This window comes from Streptomyces sp. NPDC002911, assembly GCF_053591835.1.
The window spans coordinates 233,474-254,621 of sequence record NZ_JBSFUO010000004.1 but is presented as its reverse complement, the minus strand read 5'-3'; the positions used below and the strand labels follow the sequence as shown (position 1 = coordinate 254,621).

The following is a 21,148-nucleotide window of genomic DNA, read 5'->3' as shown; positions in this document are numbered from 1 at the left end:
GGCTATCGCTCCATGAGTCGTTGCGCGTACGCCTCCGCCAGCTGGCGCCGGGAATCCTCCAGGTAGAAGGCGAGCATCCGCTCGGCGCCGGCCGCGTCGCCCTTGGCCAGTCTGTCCGTGATCTCACGGTTGCGGGTGAGGTAGGGCTCGTGGAAGCGACGGGGGTCGGCCATCACGTGGAAGGCGAGCCGCAGTTCGGCGAGGACGTTGCACATCAGTTCGTCGGTGCGGGGGCTGTTCGCCAGGCCGGCCAGCGCCTGGTGGAAGCGGATGTTGGCGGTGGAGCAGGCCGGCCAGTCGTCATGGAGTGCGGCCTGCTCGCCCGTCGACACCGCGGCCTCCACCGCCGTCAGGTCGAACGGGGGCTCGCCCAGGGTCCGTAGGGCCGCGCACTCGACCAGGAGCCGCACCCGGTAGATGTCGACCAGGTCGTCCACGGCCAGGACGCGGACGAAGACGCCCCGGTTGAGGCGGTGCTCCAGAAGGCGTTCGTGCGACAGCAGGCGGAACGCCTCGCGCAGCGTGTTGCGGGACACGGCCAGGGCGCCGCTGATGCTCTCCTCGGACAGGCGGCTGCCCGGCGGGAAGTAGCCCTCGGTGATCCGGTCCCGCAGGATGGCGGCGACCCGCTCGGCCGTACCGGACCGCTCCAGGGAGGCGCTGTGCGTCGCCAGTTCCGGGAGGTCCGGTGTGCCGCCGGCCCTTCCGCGGTTCGTCGTCCCCGCCATGCCCCGTCCCCTGCCTGTCTCGCCTGTCGTGCCTGTCGTGCCTGTCGTGCGGTCGTGCCTGCCGCGTCTCCCGTGCCTGCTCCTCGCGAACAGGGCCTGCCTGGTGTTCCGTCAGCTGCGCGGTGTTCAGTGAACCGTACGAGTGTCTCAGGCGGCGGGCGGACTCTTGTCAGATTGTTGAACAATCGCTAGCGTGCGCCCGTGACGGATCTGACGAGTGTGACGCGCCCCGCGCGGCCGATGGACCTCAACGCGGACCTGGGTGAAGGGTTCGGACGCTGGACCCTCACCGAGGACGAGGCCCTGCTGACCTGTGTCACCAGCGCCAATGTGGCCTGCGGCTTCCACGCGGGCGACGCCTCCGTGATGCGTCGGGTCTGCGACACGGCGGCGGAGCGGGGCGTACGCATCGGGGCGCAGGTCTCCTACCGGGACCTCGCCGGGTTCGGGCGGCGCGCCATGGACGTGCCGGCCGCCGAGCTGACCGCCGAGATCGCGTACCAGATCGGCGCCCTGCGGGTCTTCGCGGAGGCGGCCGGCTCCACGGTCTCGTACGTGAAACCGCACGGCGCCCTCTACAACCGCGTCGTCCGGGACGAGGCGCAGGCCGCTGCCGTCGTCGCGGGCGTGCTGCTCGCCGGTGGCCGCCCGGCCGTCCTCGGGCTGCCCGGTTCCCGGCTGCTCGCGCACGCGGAGGCGGCGGGTCTGACCGCCGTCGAGGAGGCCTTCGCCGATCGCGCGTACACCCCGCAGGGCACGCTCGTGCCACGGGGCGAGGCGGGCGCCGTGGTGCACGACGCCGACGCGGTCGTACGCCGCAGTGTCGGCATGGCCGTCGACGGCGCCGTGACCGGGGTGGACGGCAGCCGGATAGCGGTCGCGGCCCGGTCGCTGTGCGTCCACGGGGACACCCCTGGGGCCGCGGCCCTCGCCCTGCGGGTCCGGACGGCGCTTGAGGAAGCGGGCGTCAGCGTGCGGGCGTTCGCGTGAGCGGCATCCGGGTGCTGGAGGCCGGACCGCGCGCCCTCCTCGTGGAACTGGCCTCCGGCGACGAGGCGGAGGCCTTCCACGCGGAGCTGCTCCGCCGCCGGGCCGCCGGGGAGCTCCCCGCCGTACGCGAGATCGTCCCCGGCGCGCGGACGGTCCTGCTGGACGGGGTGGAGGACCGCACGCTCGCGGGGCGGCTGCGGTCGTGGAGCGTGCCGCCGCTGCGCAGGGGTGCGGGGGAGGCCGTCGAGATACCCGTCGTCTACGACGGCCCCGACCTCGCCGATGTGGCCGAGGCCTGGGGCGTCGCCGTCGACGAGGTGCCCCGCATCCACGCCGATACGGAATTCCGGGTGGCTTTCTGCGGCTTCGCGCCTGGCTTCGGATACCTCACGGGCCTGCCCGGACACCTGCGCGTGCCACGCCGGGCCACGCCCCGGACCCGGGTGCCTGCCGGGGCGCTGGCCCTGGCCGGCCCGTACACCGGGGTCTACCCGCGCCCGTCGCCCGGCGGCTGGCAGCTCATCGGCCGGACGCCGGAGCCCGGCGCCCTCTGGGACCCGGCACGCGAACCCGCCGCGCTGCTCGGTCCCGGGGCCCGCGTGCGTTTCGTGCCGGCGGGGGTGCGCGCATGAGCCCGGGGCTCGAAGTCGTCCGGGCGGGCGCCCTGACCACGGTGCAGGACGAGGGGCGTGTGGGCTGGGCCCATCTCGGCGTGCCCCGCGCCGGGGCGCTGGACGGGCCCGCCCGGCGGCTGGCCAACCGGCTCGTCGGCAACGCGCCGGACGCGGCGGTGCTGGAGACCACGCTCACCGGGTGCGCGGTCCGGGTGACCGGCACCCGGCCGGTGCTCGCCGTCGTCGGCGGGGCGGGGTGCCCGGTCACGGTGGACGGCCGCCCTGTCGCGTGGGGCGCGCCCGTTCGTGTACCCGGGGGCTCGGTGCTGGAGGCCGGGCCCGCCGTGCACGGGCTGCGCGGCTATCTGGCGTTCGCGGGCGGCCTGGTGCCCGAGCCGGTACTCGGCAGCAGATCCGCCGACCTGCTCTCGGGGCTCGGCCCGCCGGTCCTGCGCGACGGCGACCTCCTGCCGCTGGGGCAGCCGGGCGGCGCCCCGCGCGCCGACACCGTGCCCTGGCCGGGTGCCCCCGCCGAGCTGGTGCTGCCCCTGCACCCGGGGCCGCGCGAGGACTGGTTCACGGAGGCGGCTCTGCGCACGCTCACCACCGCGGCGTACCGGGTCTCCGAGCGGAGCAACCGCATCGGGCTGCGCATGGAGGGCCCCTCCCTGACACGCGCCAGGGATGGCGAACTGCCCAGCGAGGGCATGGTGCTGGGAGCGGTCCAGGTGCCGCCGGACGGGCTTCCCGTGGTGTTCCTCAACGACCATCCGACGACGGGGGGTTACCCGGTCGTGGGTGTGGTCGCGGAGACCGCGCTGGCGGGGGCGGCGCAGGCGGCCCCGGGAACGCCGGTGCGGTTCGTACGGGCGTGACAGGGGCCCTGGTGCGGGGGGTGAGGGTGATCGAGCCCCCTGTCCGCGCCCTCCCCTTGACGTTACCGAAGCGTAACTTACCGACGAGTTACTTCAGGTAACGCCTGGGTGCTAGCTTGCGCTCACCTTCATCTGAGCAGAGCGAGGAGTGAGCCGTGAGTCCGCGCAAGACCACCCGTTCGAGCTCGACCGTGAACACCCCCCACATCCTGGGCCCCCGTCGGCAGGGACGCCGCACGGGACGCCTGCTGGCCGCTTCGGTGGCCGCCGCCGCCTGCCTCGGCGCAGCGGCCGTGCCGGCCTCCGCCAACGGTTCGGCCGGGTCGGAGCCGGTGGTCTCCCGGGGTGTGACCATCCCCGCCTTCTACGACCCGCCGGCGCAACTGCCCGCCGACGACGGGTCCCTCGTCCGTACGGAGCCGCTGCCGCTGGGCCTCAGCCTTCCCGGCCTGGACGGCCGCCGGCTGCCCGGCACCGCGACGCGGCTGATGTACAAGTCCACCGACGCGGGCGGCGGGCCCGTCGCCGTCACCGGCGCCTACATCGAGCCGTCCGCCGCGTGGAGGGGTGCCGGCCCCCGCCCCCTGGTGGCGCTGGCCTCCGGGACCATGGGCCAGGGCGACCAGTGCGCCCCCTCGCTGTCGCTCCAGCACCCGCTGGTCATCGGCGAGGGCACGGTGTCCATCGGTTACGACAATCTCGCGGTCTACCGCTTCCTCGCCGCCGGTGCGGCCGTCGTCGTCACCGACTACGTGGGCCTCGGTGCCACCGACCGGCTCCACACCTACGTCAACCGGGTCGACGAGGGCCACGCCCTCCTGGACGCGGCCCGCGCGGCGCGATCCGTCGCCGGCACGTCGCTCACCCCCGAGTCGCGGGTCGGCCTCTACGGCTACAGCCAGGGCGGCGGAGCCAGCGCCTCGGCGGCCGAACTGCAGCCCTCGTACGCCCCCGACGTCAACCTGGCGGGCACCTACGCCGGAGCCCCGCCCGCCGACCTCACCGAGGTCATGAAGGGCATCGACAAAAGCGCCCTGGCCGGCGCGCTGGGCTGGTCGATCAACGGCTTCGTCCAGACCGACCCGTCCCTGAAGGCGGTGGTCGACGCGAACACGAACGACCTCGGCAAGGCCGCGCTGAAGGACACCTCGACCATGTGTGTGGGCGACGCGATCCTCGGTCACGCCTTCACCGACAGCAGGAAGTGGACCGCCAACGGCAAGCCCCTCGCCGACATCATCGCGGCCGAGCCGAAGTTGCAGGCGGTCCTCGCCCAGCAGCGCATCGGCAACCTGAAGCCGGCCGCCCCGGTGCGGCTGGCGACCGGGGTGCACGACGACATCGTCGGACACGCGCAGGCCAGGCAGCTCGCGGTGGACTGGTGCCGCAAGGGTGCCGACGTGACGTACGAGGCCGTCCTGCTGCCCAACCTCGGCGACAAGATCCTCACCAACCACCTCGCGCCCTACCTCACCGACCAGGGCAGCGCCATCTCCTGGATGACCGACCGCCTCTCCGGCAGGAAGGCCGCCTCCAACTGCTGGTCGATGCCGGTCCAGCCCTGACGTCCCTCCACCTCCGTGACCCTCGGGGCCGCGGCGTGTCCGCCCGGCGGACGGCGCCGCGGCCCCGCGTATCTGCACGCATGCGCGCGCATGGGGAGCTGCGCCCCGGGTGGCTGACCCGTAGTCTGGTTATTGGACTAGACCTGTAGTCACAGCCGCTCCGAAGGAATGGAACACCATGAGCAACCGTGCAGTCCTGGAGGTGATCGCTCTCGACGCCGAGGACGCGGTCGCGGCGCAGGCGGGCGGTGCGGACCGCCTCGAACTGGTCACCGACATGGCGGCCGACGGTCTGACCCCGTCCCCGGAGACCTTCACGGAGATCAAGGCCGCCGTCAGCATCCCGCTGCGGGTCATGCTGCGGGTCGCCGACGGGTTCGCCGCCGGTGACATCGGCGTCCTCGTGGAGAAGGCCCGCGCGATGCGCGCCGCGGGGGCGGAGGAATTCGTCCTGGGCTTCCTCGACCAGTACGGCCACGTCGACCTGGTGGCCGTCGAGCGGCTCGTCGCCGAGCTGAACGGGTGCCCGTGGACCTTCCACCGCGCGATCGACCGCGCGGCCGACCGCGACGTGCTGCGCAAGCACCTCGCCGACCTGCCGGGGCTGGACACCTACCTCACCGCGGGCTCGCCGAACGGCGTCGACGCGGGCATGGACACGCTGCTGGCCGAAGCGGGGCACTGGGACCTGCCCGGCTACGAGCCGCAGATCATGGTCGGCGGCGGCCTGCGCCTGGACCACCTGCCGAGGCTGCGCGCCGCGGGCATCGAGGCCTTCCACATCGGAGGGGCGGCGCGGCCGGGCGGCTGGAGCGGCCCGGTGGACGCGACAGCGGTACGGGAGTGGCGCGAGGTGCTCGACAGCTGAGGGGAACCGGGGCCGGGACGGGCGCTGCGGTGTCACCCGCCCCCCGCTCCGGTGTGCCACGGCGGCGGAACCGGCTTTGCGCGCCGAGTGTCCCGGGTGTCCGGTCCGGTTCCCGAGTACATGTCGCATCCGCGGCCCGCTCCCTGCCCCGGGGGGCCGGAGCACGGCCCCGGGCCGGTGATCACCGGCCCGGAGCCATGGACGGGCTCCCCGCGGTCAGTGGTTCTGCTCGGCCTCGCGACGGCGGCGTCGGCCCTGGGCCACCGCACCCGCGGCGAACATCAGGGCGGCTCCCGTCAGGGAGACCGCGGTCGCGGCGGGCAGATAACCGGCCGAGGAGTCGGCGGTGGCTGACACGAGGCCGGCTTCGGCCGCGTGCCCGGAGTGCTCCGCATGGACGGGTACAGCCGGTGTCCCGGCCTTCTCCGCGGCCTCCGCCAGCTCGTCCGCCGACATCCGGCTGCCCTTCATGCCGGTGACCTCGCCGCTGCCACCGTCGAAGACGACGTCGGAGCAGGAGTAGAAGTTCTCCTGGCTGTCGGAGCGGATCCAGTGGATGAACAGCATGTGCTTGCCGGTCTTGCCCTGAGGGAGCTGGAGGTTCCAGTAGTAGTTCCCTCCGTCCGAGCCCGCTCCACCTGCCTGCGGCGGATTGTTCACGCTCTGGGTGAGCGTCAGGTCGTCCCATTTCAGAGCCTGGTTCGGCGTCCAGCCGTTCTTTGTGATGTAGACGTCGAACCTGCCCGGGTGGGCGGCCCAGTTGCTGTACTTCACCTTGGTGGTGGTGCCTGCGGTGAGGTGAGTCGTGGGCCAGTCGTTGCGGGCGGCGTTGTACGCCGAGAAGTTGTACGGGCCGTTGTGACCACCGCTGCACAGCTCGCCGTCGGGGATGTACCCCTTGGTCCGCCCGCCACCGTTGGAGTCCAGGACGCCGAACCAGTTGTACAGCGGAGTGGTGCCGGTCGCCGCGACCGCGGCGGCACAGGCCGGGTTGGACGGGGTCTGGTTCCCGCTCGCGATCATGTCCTTGTAACACAGGTAGCTGCGTGAGCCCGGGTCCATGGCGACGCCGTGGGCGGACGCGGGAGTGGGCAGACCGGCCAGGGCGAGGGCCAGGAGGCCGGCCCCCATGAGGCTCAGCGTGCGGGGAGCGCGCCGCCGGGCGTTTGTCCGAGTGGTGTGTCGCATGGCCATGAGGTTGATCTCCTTCGGGATTCTCTGGGTGGGGCAGATGACCCTGGTGACCCGGTCGTGCGCATGGAAGTTCCGTCCTGGACCGTCCCGGGTCCAGTCGCCGACCTGTAGGCATTGCTGTGCGGGTGGGGGGAGGGGACTCGTGGGAGCGCTCCCAAAAACGTAGCGCGCACCGGATGGTCTGTAAACGCCTCGCGCATCGACTGCCGCAACAACTTCCCTCCGAGTGACGGGACTTGCGGCCTGTGAGTTCGGCGGCCGGGGGAGGGGGCCTGGTTGCGGATGCGGCGGGGCGCCGGCCCCGCATCCACCCGACCCGGAGAGGGGCTGGGGGTGGAGGCCGAGGGGATGGCGAGGTGACCGGGAACCGATCGCCGGCTTCGTTCGTCACTGAGGGTAAGCGAACGAGCGAGGAGTGGAATCATGCCGGTCACGCTGGGTGAAGAGATCATGCTGCTTTCTCTGGACGACGAGTCCGGAGCTGCCAAGGAGCAGCAGACCGCCGGATGGGCGGTCGCGGGCGGCATCCTGCTCGAACTCGTCCTGGCGGGGCGGCTCTCGGTGGACGGCGGTCGGCTTTCGGTGGCCGACAGGACGCCCACCGGTGTAGCTCTTCTCGACGAGCGGCTCGCGCTGATGGACACCTGGGCGGCGAAGAAGAGCAAGCCGCCCAAGGTGACGGACTGGCTGGCGAGGGACCACGGCAAGGCGGTGGGCGCCACGATCGAGAGCCTGCGTTCGCGCGGCCTCGTGATAGAGGAGCGGCGCAAGGTGCTGGGCCTCTTCCCGGTGCGCCGTTACCCAGAGGCCGGCGGGGCGACCGAGGTGGAGCTGCGCGAACGCCTGGCCGCGGTGGTGCTGCGGGGCGCGGATCCGGACGACCGGTCGGCCGGCCTCGTGGCTCTGATCCACGCCGCAGGCCTGCACCGTCTGGCTTTCCCAGAGGTGCCGCCGCGCGAGGTGAAGCCTCGTATGGCGGAGATCGCGCAGGGTCAGTGGGCGGGCGACGACGTCCGCACGGCGATACGCACCATGCAGGCGGCGATGGTTGTGGTCAACACCGCCGTCGTGGTCACCGCGGTGACGTGATCGCCTGATCCGCCCGGCCTGACCCCGCGCGTGACGGCCCGCTAGCCGAGTTGCTCCGGCAGTGGCGCCGCGTGCAGGACCACGAGGCCCGAGACCGCGCGGGTCAGGGCCACGTACAGGCGGCGCAGGCCCGTGCGTTCGTCGGGTTCGCCGTCGACCAGGGCCGCCGGTTCGTCCAGGACGACGTAGTCGTACTCCAGGCCCTTGGCCAGTGAGGCCGGGACCAGGGTCAGCCGGGAGTCCGCCGTGGTCTCCTCGCCGGGGGAGAGGCAGCTGTGGCCCGCCGCTGCGAGGGCCGCCGACAGAGACGGGATGCGGGCGTCGGCGGCGATCAGGCCGATCGAGCCCTCGTGGCGCAGCGACTCCTCGCATGCCGCGACCACCGCGGCGTCCAGTTCCTCCACCGCCACCTCACGTACCGCGAGGGAGCCGGGCGCCTCACGCACCGACTCGACCGGGGCGAGGCCCGGCGCGATCGAGGGGAGCAGCCGGGAGGAGTACGCGATCACCTCGCGCGGCACACGGAAGCCCGCGGTCAGCTCCTCCACCACCGCGTCCGTCTTGCCCAGATGGAACAGCGCCTGCTCCCAGCTCCGCGTCGACCACGGCGTCGTCCCCTGCGCCAGGTCGCCGAGCACCGTCGCCGAGCCGGTCGAGCAGCGGCGGCCCACCGCGCGGTACTGCATCGGCGACAGGTCCTGGGCCTCGTCGATCACTACGTGCCCCAGTGAGTGCGTCCGGGCCACGAGGTCGGCCGCCTCGTCGATCAGGACCGCGTCCGCCGTCGTCCACTTCGCCGACTTCACGCTGCGGGCGGGCCGGGTCATCAGGATCTGCTTCTGCTCGTCGCCGGTGAGGATGCCCTCCGCGTGTGCGGCCAGGAACTCCGCGTCCGTCAGGATCCGCAGCACGAGCTTCGCCGGGTCCACCGCGGGCCAGACCGCCTTCACGGCCGCCTTCACCGCCGGATTGCGCGCCACCGCGTTCTGCACACGGTCGTCCGGGGCCTCGCCGGCCTCCTCCATGCGTACGAGGACGGCGTGCGCGATGCGCTGCGGAAGGGCCTCGTGGGCGGCGCCGTACCGCATGTCCCGGGCCAGCAACTCGCCGACCATCTCCTCGACCTCGTAGGCGGGAACCCGCCAGCGGCGTGAGCCGCGCACCACCACGACCGGCTCCGCCGGGGGCGTCACATGCGAGCGGATCGCCCGCCGCAGGACCTCCGCCATCCGTGCGTCGCCCTTGATCACCGCTGCGGCGGACTCGTCCGTGCCGCGCACCTCGACGCGCGCCGCCACCAGATCCTCGACGGTGGCCTGCTGCACCTCCAGCTCGCCGAGCGCCGGCAGCACCTGCTCGATGTAGTGCAGGAACGACCGGTTCGGGCCGACGACGAGGGTGCCGGTGCGGGCGAGGCGCTCGCGGTGCGCGTACAGGAGGTAGGCGACACGGTGCAGGCCGACCGCCGTCTTCCCGGTGCCGGGGCCTCCCTGGACGCAGACCGTTCCGCCGAGGTCGCTGCGGACGATCTCGTCCTGCTCCGGCTGGATCGTCGCCACGATGTCGCGCATCGGGCCCACACGGGGCCGCTCGATCTCCGCCTGGAGGAGCTTGCTGGTCTGCCCGGTCTCCGCCGGGTCGGTGAGGTGCTCGTCCTCGTACGCGGTCAGCTCGCCGCCGGTGTAGCCGAAGCGGCGGCGGCGGTCGACGTCCAGCGGCTTGTTCCTGGAGGCCTGGTAGAACGGCTGCGAGACAGGGGCGCGCCAGTCGATGACCATGGGGTCGCCGTGGGCGTCGTGGACGTGACGGCGCCCGATGTAGAACCGCTCTCCCTCCGTGCCTTCCGCCTTGTCGGCGCCGACCACGTGCAGGTAGTCGAGACGGCCGAAGAACAGCGGGGTGTGGGAGAGGTCGGCGAGCGCCTTGATGCGGTCGTCGATCTGCGACTGCAGGACCGCGGCGTTGACCCAGTTCGCGGTGACGTCGCGGATGTCGAGTGCCTGCACGTCCTCGCGCATGGCGCGCAGCGCGGCGCGGGACGCGGCGAGATGCGCCCGCTCCCTGACCAGTGGATTGCTTGACTCTTCGTGCGCGGGCACGGTGTTGCCTCCGGCTTTTCGACGCAGGACGGCGGACAGGGCACACCGCCCGGCCCGCTCGGGGACGTTCACACAGAGATGTGCACGCGCTGGGCGCGTGCGGCTGTTGTCGGCCGGTTTCCGTCCGGTCGGCGGCGCTCCCCCGGCTGCCGGCCGCTCAGGGAGGCGGGCCGGTACCACGGTGCGGGAGGCGGGCAGACCGGCGATTGTATCGACCGCGGCCCCCGGGGGCGAACGAATAGGGGAGTCCGTCCCGTAGGGGAGAGTGTGCGACCTCCGGCCTACCCGGGCCTGTACGCGCTTCCGCCCGCAGGCCGATGCCGGGGCGCGGGCGGGCGGAGCACCATGGAATGCATGAGCACTGTTCATCTGAACCCACGCAGGACCGGGCCCGCACACGGCGCGACCGCGGTCACCGGTCAGCCCCGCAGCCACCGCATGGGGAACGCGGTGCGCGCCGTGTCCGTCTTCGCACGCACCGCGTTCGGTGTGGCCGTCCTCGGGGAGTACGCGGAGGAGGCGGGCGTCGTCCGCCGCCACCGCTGAGCCGCGACGGGACCGGCGGCCCGGCCCCTGTCAGCTGTCCGTCAGCAGCTCGTCCGCGTCGACGATCCGGTAGGCGTAGCCCTGCTCGGCCAGGAAACGCTGGCGGTGCGCCGCGAAGTCCTGGTCGATCGTGTCGCGGGCGACCACCGAGTAGAACCGGGCCTCGTGCCCGTCCGCTTTCGGCCGCAGCACCCGGCCGAGCCGCTGTGCTTCCTCCTGGCGTGAGCCGAACGTCCCGGACACCTGGATGGCGACCGTCGCCTCCGGCAGGTCGATCGAGAAGTTGGCGACCTTCGACACGACCAGCACGCTGATCTCGCCCTGACGAAACGCCTCGAACAGCTTTTCGCGCTGCGCGTTGCTCGTCTCGCCCTTGATCACCGGGGCGTCCAGGTGCTCACCGAGCTCGTCGAGCTGGTCGATGTACTGCCCGATGACGAGGGTCTGCTCGCCCCGGTGCTTGCGTACGAGCGCCTCGGTGACCTTCCGCTTCGTCGCGGTCGTCGCGCAGAACCGGTACTTCTCCTCGGCCTCGGCCGTCGCGTACGCGAGGCGCTCCGAGTCCGTGAGGTTCACGCGGACCTCGACGCAGTCGGCGGGCGCGATGTAGCCCTGCGCCTCGATCTCCTTCCACGGCGCGTCGAACCGTTTGGGCCCGATGAGCGAGAAGACGTCCGACTCACGTCCGTCCTCGCGTACCAGCGTCGCGGTGAGCCCGAGGCGGCGGCGGGCCTGAAGGTCGGCGGTGAACTTGAAGACGGGCGCGGGCAGCAGGTGCACCTCGTCGTAGATCACGAGCCCCCAGTCGCGGGAGTCGAACAGCTCCAGGTGCGGGTAGATCCCCTTACGGCGGGTGGTCAGCACCTGGTACGTGGCGATGGTGACCGGCCGGATCTCCTTGCGCGTACCGCTGTACTCGCCGATCTCGTCCTCGGTCAGCGAGGTCCGCTTCACCAGCTCGTGCTTCCACTGCCGGGCGGAGACGGTGTTGGTGACCAGGATCAGCGTGGTCGCCTTGGCCTCGGCCATGGCACCGGCGCCGACCAGCGTCTTGCCCGCCCCGCAGGGGAGGACGACGACGCCTGAGCCGCCGTGCCAGAAGCCCTCGACGGCCTGCTTCTGGTACGGGCGCAGTGCCCAGCCGTCCTGGTCGAGTTCGATCGGGTGCGCCTCGCCGTCGACGTACCCGGCGAGGTCCTCGGCGGGCCAGCCCAGCTTCAGCAGCGTCTGCTTGATCTGCCCGCGCTCGGAGGGGTGCACGGCCACGGTGTCCGGGTCGAGGCGTGCCCCGACCAGCGGCTGGACCTTCTTCGAGCGGAGGATCTCCTCCAGCACCGGCCGGTCGTTGGACGTCAGCACCAGCCCGTGGACCGGGTGCTTGGACAGGGTGAGACGGCCGTACCGCGCCATCGTCTCGGCGATGTCGACGAGGAGCGCGTGCGGCACGGGGTAGCGCGAGTACTCCACGAGCGCGTCGACGACCTGCTCGGCGTCGTGCCCCGCTGCCCGGGCGTTCCACAGGCCGAGCGGGGTCACGCGGTAGGTGTGGATGTGCTCGGGGGCACGCTCCAGCTCGGCGAAGGGCGCGATGACACGACGGCAGGCCTCGGCCTGTTCGTGGTCGACTTCGAGGAGCAGCGTCTTGTCGCTCTGGACGATGAGGGGTCCGGTCACGCGCGTCGGCCCTTTCCTGCGGGGGGTGGCCGCCCGGGTGCGAACGGCCAAACGTCCAGTGTGCCGCATCGGGGCGGCGACCGGGCGGCTACGTTGAGGGCATGAGCCAGAAGCACCGGCCGGGACGGCGGAACCCGAGATGAAGGTTTCCTCATCTTGGCTTCATGCCGGCCGTCGGTCGGAGGCGGCAGGCTCTGCGTATGGCCTTCTCGCACCGTATCGCCACCCTGGCAGCCGTCGTCGCGATCCCGCTGGGCATAGCCGCGACCAGCTATGCGCTGGCCGACAGTCCCGCCCGGCCGGAAGTGCCCGCCCGGGTCGAGCTGGACCGCGGCTCGCCGTCGGGCAGCCCGGATCCCGGCACCACCGTCAGCCCGGGGCCGGACAGCAGCGCCGACCCGAACCCGGGCAGCGCGGACCCGACGGCGCCGCCGAGCGACGTCGTCGTCCCGCAGCCGCCCGCCACCGACACCAACGACGATGATGCCGACGACGCCGATGACGACAGCACCTCCGGGACCCCCGACGGCAACGACGACGGCAACGACGACGGCTGAGCCGCTCCCGGCCCGGCACCGGATATCGGCCCGGGTCCGCATCCTGCTCTGGCTGCTGGTGGTGATGACCGTGGCACTCGCCGCGGTCGCCACCACCACGCGCTCCATCCTGCTGGGCGACCTGGACCACCGGATCAGCATGCTGCTCGCCCAGGAGACCCAGGAGTTCGCGAACTTCGTCGAGCACGGCAAGGACCCCGACACCGGAACCCCCTTCGCCGGGCCCAGGCGGCTGCTGGAGGTACATCTCCAGCGGCAGTACGCCGACACCGGTGAGGAACTGCTCGCCGTCGTCACCGAGGGGGCCGGCCCCTCGACGCTCCGGCAGAACCGTGAGATAGCCACCCCGCTGCCCCTCCACAAGGACCGCGGGTCACTGAGGACGATCACCGGTTCGTCGGAGAGCACGGGGACCCTGCAGCGGCCCGAGGGAGAGATCCGCTGGGCGAAGGTCGATGTCGGCACCGGCGACGGCACTCCGCAGGGGACCTTCGTGGTCGCCTTCCACGCGGACGGCGAACAGGCGGTGGTGAACGGCGTCTTCCGCGTCCTGCTCGCCATCTCGGGCGTCGCCCTGCTGATGACCACCGGCATCGCCTGGGTCGTCGCGGGGCGGATACTGGCGCCGGTCCGGCTCGTGCGCACCACCGCCGCGCAGCTCACCGAGCAGGACCTCACCCGCCGTATACCCGTTCACGGCCGGGACGACATCTCGGCGCTCGCCGAGACATTCAACGCGATGCTGGACCGGCTGGAGCGCGCCTTCGGAACCCAGCGGCAGTTCATCGACGACGCCGGGCACGAGCTGCGCACTCCGATCACCATCGTGCGTGGCCATCTGGAGCTGATGGGCGACGACCCGGCCGAGCGCGAGGAGACCGTACGGCTGGTCACCGACGAGCTCGACCGGATGAGCCGGATCGTCGAGGACCTGCTGCTGCTCGCCAAGGCCGAACGCTCCGACTTCACCCACCCCGAACCGGTCCAGCTCGCCGAGCTGACCGCGGACGTCTATGTGAAGGTACGGGCGCTGGGGCGCCGGGACTGGCAGCTGGACGGCGGCGCCGACGGCTGGGCGACGCTCGACCCGCAGCGCATCACCCAGGCGATGGTGCAGCTCGCGCAGAACGCGGTCCAGCACACGGCTCCCGGTGCGGTGGTCCGCATCGGTTCGCGGCTGACGGACACCGGTGAGGTGGAGCTGTACGTCGCGGACAGCGGTTCCGGCGTACGGCCGCAGGACGCCGAAGTGATCTTCCAGCGGTTCCGCCGCGGCGCCGCCCGGCGTGGCTCCCGTGGCAGCGGCGCGGGGCTGGGGCTGTCGATCGTCAAGGCCATCGCGGAAGGCCACCGGGGGCGCGTCGAGCTGCGTGCCACCCCTGGCGGCGGGGCGACCTTCGTCCTGCTGCTGCCCTGCTCGCCCGTTGCGGAACCTGATGTGGAGGCTGTCGGACTGTGAGCAGGATTCTCATCGTCGAGGACGAGGAGCGGATCGCCGCCTTCGTGGAGAAGGGCCTGCGGGCCAACGGCTTCACCACGACGGTCGCCGGCGACGGGCGTACGGCGGTGGACTACGCCTGCACGGGCAACTTCGACCTGATCGTCCTGGACATCGGCCTGCCGGACCGCGACGGTTTCTCGGTTCTGCGGGAGGTACGGGAGGCCCAGGTCACGTCCCCGGTGATCGTGCTGACCGCGCGGGACTCGGTGCGGGACACGGTCGCCGGTCTGGAGGGCGGCGCGGACGACTGGATGACCAAGCCGTTCCGCTTCGAGGAACTGCTGGCACGCGTACGGCTCCGGCTGCGTACCGCGGCCCGTGTGCCGGAGGTGACCGTACTGCGCAGTGGCGATCTCACGCTGGACCTGCGCACCCGGCGGGCCCGGGCCGCTGAACGCACCGTGGACCTGACGGCGCGGGAGTTCGTCCTGCTCGAACTCTTCCTGCGCCACCCGGACCAGGTGCTGTCGCGCGAGCAGATCCTGTCGCACGTGTGGGGCTACGACTTCGACCCCGGCTCCAACATCGTGGACGTCTACGTGCGGGCGCTGCGCAAGAAGCTCGGCGCCGAACGGCTGGAGACCGTACGGGGCATGGGTTACCGGATGCGGTGAGAGGGCAGGCGCGCGCATGAACTTTTCCTCATGGACGGCTCATGAGGGGCTCACCGCGGCTTCGGAGACTGGGTGACACGGGCCGGGACCGGCCCGGACGCACCCCGCTGAGGAGCCCCAAGGTGAACCTGACCATCCGGCAGGCAGTGACGGCGTGCGCCGCGTTGAGCGTGTGCGCGGTCCTGCTCGTGCCCGGCGTCGTCGAGGGCCTCGGCGTCGACGGCCGGATCACGCTGCTCGTGTTCGCCGTCGCCACCTGCGCGTGGATCGGGACCGCGGTGGACGACACGTACATCGCGCTGGGCGCCGGACTCGTGCTCGCCGCGGCGGGTGTGATCAGCAGCGACACCCTGTTCGCGACCCTCGGCGACTCGACCGTCTGGCTGCTCATCTGCGCCTTCGTGATCGCCGCCGCGGTGTCGCGCAGCGGACTCGCGGGCCGGGCGGCGGCCTTCCTGGTCGGCGGGGCCCGCACCGTACGGCAGCTGGTGCATCTGACGACCACGGCCCTGGTGCTGACCGCGTTCGCGGTTCCGGCGACCTCGGGCCGGGCGGCGCTCGCGCTGCCCGTCTTCCTGGCCCTGGCCAGGGCGCTGGCCGGCCGTAAGCGGCTGGTGGTCATGCTGGCGCTGCTCTTCCCCACGGTCATCCTCCTGTCAGCGGTGGCCACGCTCATCGGGGCGGGCGCGCACCTCATCACGGTGTCCGTGCTGTGGGAGGCCACCGGACAGCGCATCGGCTTCACCCAGTGGCTTCTGCTGGGTCTGCCGCTTGCCGTGGTCTCCTCCCATCTCGCGGCGGAGCTGGTGCTGCTCACCACGACGCGGCGGGCGGACCGGCGCGGTCCCGTCCGCATCAGCGTGGAGGAGATCCAGGAGCACAGCGAGAAGCCGGTGACCGGCCCGCTGGAGCCGGGTGAGGCGCGGTGCGCGATGCTGCTCGGCACGGTGGTCGTGCTGTGGTGCAGCGAGCCGCTGCACGGCGTGCCGCCCGCCCTGGTCGCGCTGATCGGCGCGGTGGTCGCCGCGTCGCCGGCGCTGGGCACGGTCCGGCTGAAGGACGCCCTGTCGACGGTGCCGTGGTCGCTGCTGCTGTTCATGGCGGCGACGATGGCGATGGGCGCCGCGCTCTCGCAGTCGGGGGCCGCGGAGTGGCTCGTCTCGGGACTGCCCACCGGCACCGGCGTGCCCACCTGGGCCTTCCTGGCGGTGGTCGTCGTCCTCAGCACCGCGGCGCATCTGGTCCTGCAGTCGCGATCCGCCCGCTCCAGCGTGCTCGTGCCGCTGGTCGTGGCGGCGGCGGCGGGGCTCGGGATCAACCCGGTGGCCGCCGCACTGGCCTCCACCGCCGCCGCCGGGTTCTGCCACACCCTGCCCGCCTCGGCCAAGCCCGTGGCCCTCTTCGCCGACGTCCCGGGCGTCCCGACGTACACCCCGCGCGATCTGCTGCGCCTGTCGGCCGTGCTGGCACCGCTGAGCGCGGTGGTCGTCCTGCTCTTCGCGCTCGGGGTCTGGCCGCTGCTCGGCGTCGAGCCCTGACCGCTTCCCCTCCTCGCGAGCCGTTCACCTCTCACTTCGCCTGCCATCTCAGGAGCAGCCATGTCCGCTACATACCGGTTCGCCGTCGCACCCAGCGGTTTCAAGGAGTCCCTGTCCGCGCAGGACGCCGCGCAGGCCATCGCGGAGGGGCTGCTGCGTGTGGTCCCCGACGCCGAGATCGACCTCATCCCGCTCGTCGACGGAGGCGAGGGCACCGCGGAGGCGCTGGCCGCCGCCACGGGAGGCCGGCTGGTGCGCCGTACGGCGACGGGGCCGGTCGGCGAGCCGGTCGCCACCCACTTCGCCCTGCTCGGCGGCTCCGCCGACGAGCCGCGCACCGCAGTGGTGGAGATGGCCGCGGTGGCGGGTCTCGGCCTGGTACCGCCGGACCGCCGCGACCCGGTGTCCACGACGACGTACGGAGTCGGCGAGCTCATCCGCGCCGCGCTGGACGCAGGAGCGCACCGCATCCTCGTCGGCTGCGGGGACTCGGGGACGTCCGACGGCGGCGCGGGAGCGCTCCAGGCGCTGGGAGCGCGGCTGCTCGACGCCGACGGAGGTGAACTTCCGCCGGGCGGAGGGGCCTTGCGTCGCCTCTCGCGCATCGACACCTCGGGACTTGACCCCCGGCTGTCCGAGGCGGAGATGCTCGTCGCCTGCAATCCGTACAACGTGCTGTGCGGGCCGCAGGGGGTGGCCCGGGTCTTCGGCCCGCAGAAGGGGGCGACCGCGCAGCAGGTCGAGGAGCTGTCCGAGGCTCTCGACCACTGGGCGGACGTGCTCGCCCGCGACGTACGCCCGCGCCTGTGCGGCGCGCCGGACACGGCCCCGCCGGACGCTCTGCGCCACGGGCCCGGCACCGGTGCCTCGGGCGGACTCGGCGCGGGGCTCGCCGCGCTCGGTGCGCGCCTGCTCCCGCGCTTCGAGGTGCTGCTCGACCACCTCGACCTGGACGCGCGGCTGGCCCGCGCCGACCTCGTGATCACCGCCGAGGGCGCCCTGGACCGGCAGACCCCGCGCGGCAAGGTACCCGCCGAGGTGGCACGCCGGGCCAAGCTGTTCGGCCGTCCGGTGCTCGTCCTGGCCGGGACGATCGGCGAGGGCGCCCACCAAATACGGGAGTCGGGTGTCGACGCGTACAGCGGCATACTGCCCGCACCGGTGGGCCTGGCGGAGGCGCTCGACCGTGGCGGGGAGTTCCTCGCCGACGCTTCGGAGCGTGCGCTGCGCATGGTGCTGATCGGCATCGGCCTGACGTCCACCGGCACACCGGACCACCCCACGGCGGCTCCCGGCGAGGCGCTGGCCCAGGCCGGGTGAGCCCGGGTCGTAGCGTGGAGGAATGGATGCGACGGAGGCGGCAGGTCCGGCGCCGGGAGCCGATGACCCGGGCTTCCCGGCGCACCACGCGCCGCGGTGTGCCGGGCTGGGGGAGCTGGACGCGCTCGTCACCGGGTGCCGGGCCTGTCCCCGGCTGGTGGCCTGGCGGGAGGAGGTCGCCGAGGTCAAGCGGGCGGCCTTCCAGGGCTGGGAGTACTGGGGGCGGCCGGTGCCCGGCTTCGGGCCGGCGGACGCGGCGGTGGCGGTGGTCGGGCTCGCTCCGGCCGCGCACGGCGGGAACCGGACCGGCCGGATGTTCACGGGCGACGCGGCGGGCGACTTCCTCTTCGCCGCCCTGCACACCGTGGGCCTGGCCTCGCAGCCCACTTCGGCGCACACCGGGGACGGGCTCGAACTACGCGGTGTACGGCTCACCTCGCCCGTGCACTGCGCGCCCCCGGCCAACAAGCCCACCCCGGCGGAACGGGACACCTGCCGACCCTGGCTGGCCGCCGAACTGGATCTGCTGAGCCCCGGGTTGCGGGCGGTGGTGGTCCTCGGCGGCTTCGGCTGGCAGGCGCTGCTGCCGGTGCTCGCCGATGCGGGCTGGCGACTGCCGCACCCGCGCCCCGCCTTCGGCCACGGCGCGCACGTCGTGCTGCCCGCCACGGAGCGGCGGCAGGAGCTGCGCCTGCTGGGCAGTTACCACCCGAGCCAGCGCAACACCTTCACCGGGAGGCTCACCATGCCCATGCTCGTCGACGTACTCCGCGAGGCCGCGACCGTCGGCGGGCTCCCGGTTCGCTGACCGCCTTCCCTTCGGCCGGCCGGCGGTGAGGAAAGCCCACGGTCAGGTCGACTGCTCGTCGGCGAGCTCCGCGACGCCCGTGATCCGGTGCAGCGGATACGTCCGGACCTCGTCGGCCGTGTGGTCGTACGCCGTCACGAAGCCGCCCTCGACCTTGACCGGGGCGATCACCCGCTGGCTGGCGGCGCCGTCCGCGTTGACGTAGCCGATCCAGACCGCGGAGCCGGTCATCGCGGCGGCCTGCACCGTGGCCAGGGTCTCGGCGGGGGTGGTGCGGGGAAGAGAGCCCGCGGTCGCCGTGTCCGGAGCGTCGTGAGGGACGGCTCGGGCGGCCGTGTCGCCGGCCCGGATGGCCCGGACCGCCGCGGTCAGCAGGGTGGCGTCCGGGACCGGCGGCCCCTCGGGGACGGGGGCGGGCGGTGTACGGGGCGGGGTTCGGCGGGCGCCGGCGCGGGTGATCAGGACGTCGCCCTCGGCGGATTCGGCGGCCGGGGCGTACCCCATCTCGCGCAGCCCTTCGAGGAGCGATCCGGGGTCGGCCTGCGCGGCCAGGACGGTCGGAGCGAGCCGGCGCAGCCGCAGGGTGGCCGAACGCTTGTCGGCCAGGATCTCGTTGAGCACGGCTTCGTCGTCGCAGCGTACGTACGCCGATGCCGCGCCGATCCGGAGATGGCCGTGGCGGCGCGCCACGTCGTCGATGAGGTAGCTCAGCGGCTGCGGCACCGGCGTACGGCTGTGCGTGGACAGGAAGGCGTGCAGGTCGGTCGCGGCCTGCCCGGCGTCGAGCGCGCGGCGTACGGAGCCGGGGGTGAAGCGGTAGACCGTCGCGCCACCCTTGGACTCGACGTCGGCGAGCACCGACAGCACCTCGGCGAGGGGGCGTTCCAGCGGGCCGGGGGCGACCGCCGTGAGGTCGGCCTGGAGCAGCACGTGGTCCAGGGGCTCGGGAATCAGCGGGGCGAGGCGGGCGGCGGCCTCCTCGGGGCCCTCGTCGAGCAGCGCGCGGGCCTGGGAGGAGAGGGCGCCGCGTCCGGTGATGCCGAGCATCTCCGCCTCGTTGACCGTCCACAGGGCGATCCGGGAGCGGAGGTCTGAGGCGTCGCCCGGGGCCGCCGGTCCGCCCGGTCCCGAGGTGCGCAGCGGCCGTTCCCAGCGGAGCCGGGCGAGCAGGGTCTGCGGGTCGGGGGCGGTGCCCGGCGGGAGCGAGGCGAACAGGGCCAGGACCCGGTGGCGTACCTCGGGCGCGGCCGATCGGTCCAGGTCGGGGCCGAGCGTGGACAGGGCCCGGCCCTTGGAGTCCTGACCGCCGATCAGGCCCGCGGTGCGGGTGGCGGCGAGCCAGGCGGTGGCGAGGTGCGTCCAGCGGTCCTGGGCGGGGAGGTCCAGCCACTCGTCGGACGCGGGCGTCGGAGCGTACCGCTCGTCGGTCTCGCCGTCGGGGGCCAGCAGGCCGGCCGCGTAGGCGAGTTCGATCCAGAAGGCGACGACGGGCTCCGGGACGTCCAGCGCGCCGGCGGTGCGCTTCAGCTCGCGCACGCTCAGGCCGCCCGCACGGAGGATGGGCGGGCCGCCGTTGTTCCAGAGTTTCACCAGCTCCTCGACGGTGGACAGCGCCATGAAGCCCTGGCCCGCCGCCGCCCTGTCCACAGCCTGGGGATCCCGCTCGGCCACGGCCACGAGCGCCGGCGGCACGGGCTCGGGCACGCGGTGGGCACGGCCGGCCCGCAGATGCAGCGCCGCCTCGCGCGGCAGGACGACGGTGCGCGTCGAAACGGGCAGCAACAGCCCGCGGTCGCGCAGCCATTGCACGGGCGGGGCGGGATTCGGGGTGACCTCCCCGTACGGCGGCCCCCAGACCAGCCGGTCGAGGACGGACAGCGCCTCGGCCGGGGCGGTGTCCAGCAGCTCCGCCATCCTGGTCCGGTCCGTGAAGAGCGCGGCCAGCGCGGCGACGGCGGACACCGGGTCATGGGTGGCCGGCAGCCCGGCGGCCGCCAGGATCTCCTGCAGCCGGCCGGGCGACATCCCGGCGGTGGCTTCGGCGACGGTCGGGCCGAGGCCCGTGGGGGAGGGGCGCTGCGGGGACGGGGCGAGCAGCTCGCGCGCGGTGCGCACGAGGTGCAGCCCGGCGTCCTCGCCCCAGACCAGGGCCTGTTCGCGCAGGGTCGTGAGGGCGGCGGGCAGCGCGGCGGTGATCGCCGCGCCCGCGTCGTCCCGCCCGTCGCCGTCGTCCTGGCCGTCACCCGTGAGGAGCGCGAGCAGCGTGGCGTACGGAGCCGGGTCCGGCGCCACGGCCAGCGCCTCCGCGGTCTGCAGGGCGAAGCGGTCGAGGTGCTCCAGCGCACGGACGACGGAGGCCCGTGTGCCGGCCCGCGTCGCCAGCTGGGTGATGTCGTTCGGCACGGGGCTGAGCAGGTCGGGGCGGGCGCGCAGCAGCCCTGCCAGCGATTCGTCGCCCCGGGCGCGCAGAGCTTCGGCGAGCGTACGCGGTGGTGTGGTCGTCCCCATCCGTCCCACGGTAGCCCCTGGAACGCTACGGTCGAGGCAGGGCGGGTGGAGGGAGAACGA

Annotated in this window: 18 protein-coding genes; 13 read left to right on the top strand and 5 right to left on the bottom strand. The window is 73.2% G+C overall.

Going from position 1 to position 21,148, the window contains the following annotated elements; all coding sequences use genetic code 11:
* Positions 1 to 2: 2 nt before the first annotated feature.
* Positions 3 to 728, bottom strand: coding sequence for a GntR family transcriptional regulator (locus ACWD04_RS09015; RefSeq protein ID WP_451129663.1), 726 nt, complete (start codon positions 726 to 728; stop codon positions 3 to 5).
* 240 nt (positions 729 to 968) lie between these two features.
* Here ACWD04_RS09015 and ACWD04_RS09010 point away from each other — a divergent pair, with 240 nt between their 5' ends.
* From ACWD04_RS09010 to ACWD04_RS08990, 5 genes are all read left to right on the top strand, one after another.
* Positions 969 to 1,718 carry a LamB/YcsF family protein gene (locus tag ACWD04_RS09010; RefSeq protein ID WP_451129999.1) on the top strand — a complete coding sequence of 250 codons (750 nt, stop codon included), beginning with the start codon at positions 969 to 971 and terminating at the stop codon, positions 1,716 to 1,718.
* Entirely contained in the window at positions 1,715 to 2,350 is a 636-nt protein-coding gene (locus ACWD04_RS09005; protein ID WP_451129661.1) for a 5-oxoprolinase subunit B family protein, read from the top strand. Before ACWD04_RS09010 ends, ACWD04_RS09005 begins: the two co-directional genes overlap by 4 nt.
* On the top strand, positions 2,347 to 3,207 hold the full coding sequence (locus tag ACWD04_RS09000) for a 5-oxoprolinase subunit C family protein (RefSeq protein WP_451129659.1): 861 nt from the start codon (positions 2,347 to 2,349) through the stop codon (positions 3,205 to 3,207). Before ACWD04_RS09005 ends, ACWD04_RS09000 begins: the two co-directional genes overlap by 4 nt.
* Before the next feature lie 155 nt (positions 3,208 to 3,362).
* Positions 3,363 to 4,772, top strand: a complete 1,410-nt coding sequence (locus ACWD04_RS08995) for a lipase family protein (protein WP_451129657.1) — start codon at positions 3,363 to 3,365, stop codon at positions 4,770 to 4,772.
* Between the two features lie 178 nt (positions 4,773 to 4,950).
* Positions 4,951 to 5,640 (top strand): copper homeostasis protein CutC, encoded by a 690-nt coding sequence (locus ACWD04_RS08990; protein ID WP_451129655.1) that lies wholly within the window; start codon positions 4,951 to 4,953, stop codon positions 5,638 to 5,640.
* 216 nt (positions 5,641 to 5,856) lie between these two features.
* Here the strand turns inward: ACWD04_RS08990 and ACWD04_RS08985 are convergent, their stop codons facing one another.
* Complete coding sequence (locus ACWD04_RS08985; RefSeq protein WP_451129653.1) at positions 5,857 to 6,771, bottom strand: lytic polysaccharide monooxygenase auxiliary activity family 9 protein; 915 nt, start codon at positions 6,769 to 6,771, stop codon at positions 5,857 to 5,859.
* Between the two features lie 486 nt (positions 6,772 to 7,257).
* Here ACWD04_RS08985 and ACWD04_RS08980 point away from each other — a divergent pair, with 486 nt between their 5' ends.
* A complete protein-coding gene (locus tag ACWD04_RS08980; protein WP_451129651.1) occupies positions 7,258 to 7,923 on the top strand; it encodes a GOLPH3/VPS74 family protein in 666 nt (221 codons plus the stop codon).
* Positions 7,924 to 7,964: 41 nt separating this feature from the next.
* Here ACWD04_RS08980 and ACWD04_RS08975 read toward each other — a convergent pair whose 3' ends face one another.
* Complete coding sequence (locus ACWD04_RS08975; RefSeq protein WP_451129649.1) at positions 7,965 to 10,022, bottom strand: HelD family protein; 2,058 nt, start codon at positions 10,020 to 10,022, stop codon at positions 7,965 to 7,967.
* Positions 10,023 to 10,376: 354 nt separating this feature from the next.
* Between ACWD04_RS08975 and ACWD04_RS08970 the strand changes: the two genes are divergently transcribed.
* The gene (locus ACWD04_RS08970) at positions 10,377 to 10,568 is read left to right on the top strand and encodes a hypothetical protein (RefSeq protein ID WP_451129647.1); all 192 of its coding nucleotides are present in this window, start codon (positions 10,377 to 10,379) and stop codon (positions 10,566 to 10,568) included.
* A gap of 30 nt (positions 10,569 to 10,598) precedes the next feature.
* On the opposite strand, the gene ACWD04_RS08965 is transcribed toward ACWD04_RS08970, so the two are convergent.
* The gene (locus ACWD04_RS08965) at positions 10,599 to 12,242 is read right to left on the bottom strand and encodes a DNA repair helicase XPB (RefSeq protein ID WP_451129645.1); all 1,644 of its coding nucleotides are present in this window, start codon (positions 12,240 to 12,242) and stop codon (positions 10,599 to 10,601) included.
* Between the two features lie 200 nt (positions 12,243 to 12,442).
* Between ACWD04_RS08965 and ACWD04_RS08960 the strand changes: the two genes are divergently transcribed.
* The 6 genes from ACWD04_RS08960 (at position 12,443) to ACWD04_RS08935 (ending at position 18,580) form a co-directional block, all read left to right on the top strand.
* Positions 12,443 to 12,799, top strand: coding sequence for a hypothetical protein (locus ACWD04_RS08960; protein ID WP_451129643.1), 357 nt, complete (start codon positions 12,443 to 12,445; stop codon positions 12,797 to 12,799).
* Entirely contained in the window at positions 12,741 to 14,258 is a 1,518-nt protein-coding gene (locus ACWD04_RS08955; RefSeq protein WP_451129641.1) for a sensor histidine kinase, read from the top strand. The genes ACWD04_RS08960 and ACWD04_RS08955 overlap by 59 nt, the downstream gene beginning before the upstream one ends.
* Positions 14,255 to 14,914, top strand: coding sequence for a response regulator transcription factor (locus ACWD04_RS08950; protein ID WP_451129639.1), 660 nt, complete (start codon positions 14,255 to 14,257; stop codon positions 14,912 to 14,914). Before ACWD04_RS08955 ends, ACWD04_RS08950 begins: the two co-directional genes overlap by 4 nt.
* Positions 14,915 to 15,036: 122 nt before the next feature.
* Positions 15,037 to 16,452 (top strand): SLC13 family permease, encoded by a 1,416-nt coding sequence (locus tag ACWD04_RS08945; protein WP_451129637.1) that lies wholly within the window; start codon positions 15,037 to 15,039, stop codon positions 16,450 to 16,452.
* A gap of 60 nt (positions 16,453 to 16,512) precedes the next feature.
* The gene (locus tag ACWD04_RS08940) at positions 16,513 to 17,772 is read left to right on the top strand and encodes a glycerate kinase family protein (protein WP_451129635.1); all 1,260 of its coding nucleotides are present in this window, start codon (positions 16,513 to 16,515) and stop codon (positions 17,770 to 17,772) included.
* 22 nt (positions 17,773 to 17,794) lie between these two features.
* Complete coding sequence (locus ACWD04_RS08935) at positions 17,795 to 18,580, top strand: uracil-DNA glycosylase (protein ID WP_451129633.1); 786 nt, start codon at positions 17,795 to 17,797, stop codon at positions 18,578 to 18,580.
* Between the two features lie 42 nt (positions 18,581 to 18,622).
* Here the strand turns inward: ACWD04_RS08935 and ACWD04_RS08930 are convergent, their stop codons facing one another.
* The gene (locus ACWD04_RS08930; RefSeq protein WP_451129631.1) at positions 18,623 to 21,088 is read right to left on the bottom strand and encodes a helicase C-terminal domain-containing protein; all 2,466 of its coding nucleotides are present in this window, start codon (positions 21,086 to 21,088) and stop codon (positions 18,623 to 18,625) included.
* Positions 21,089 to 21,148 lie beyond the last annotated feature (60 nt).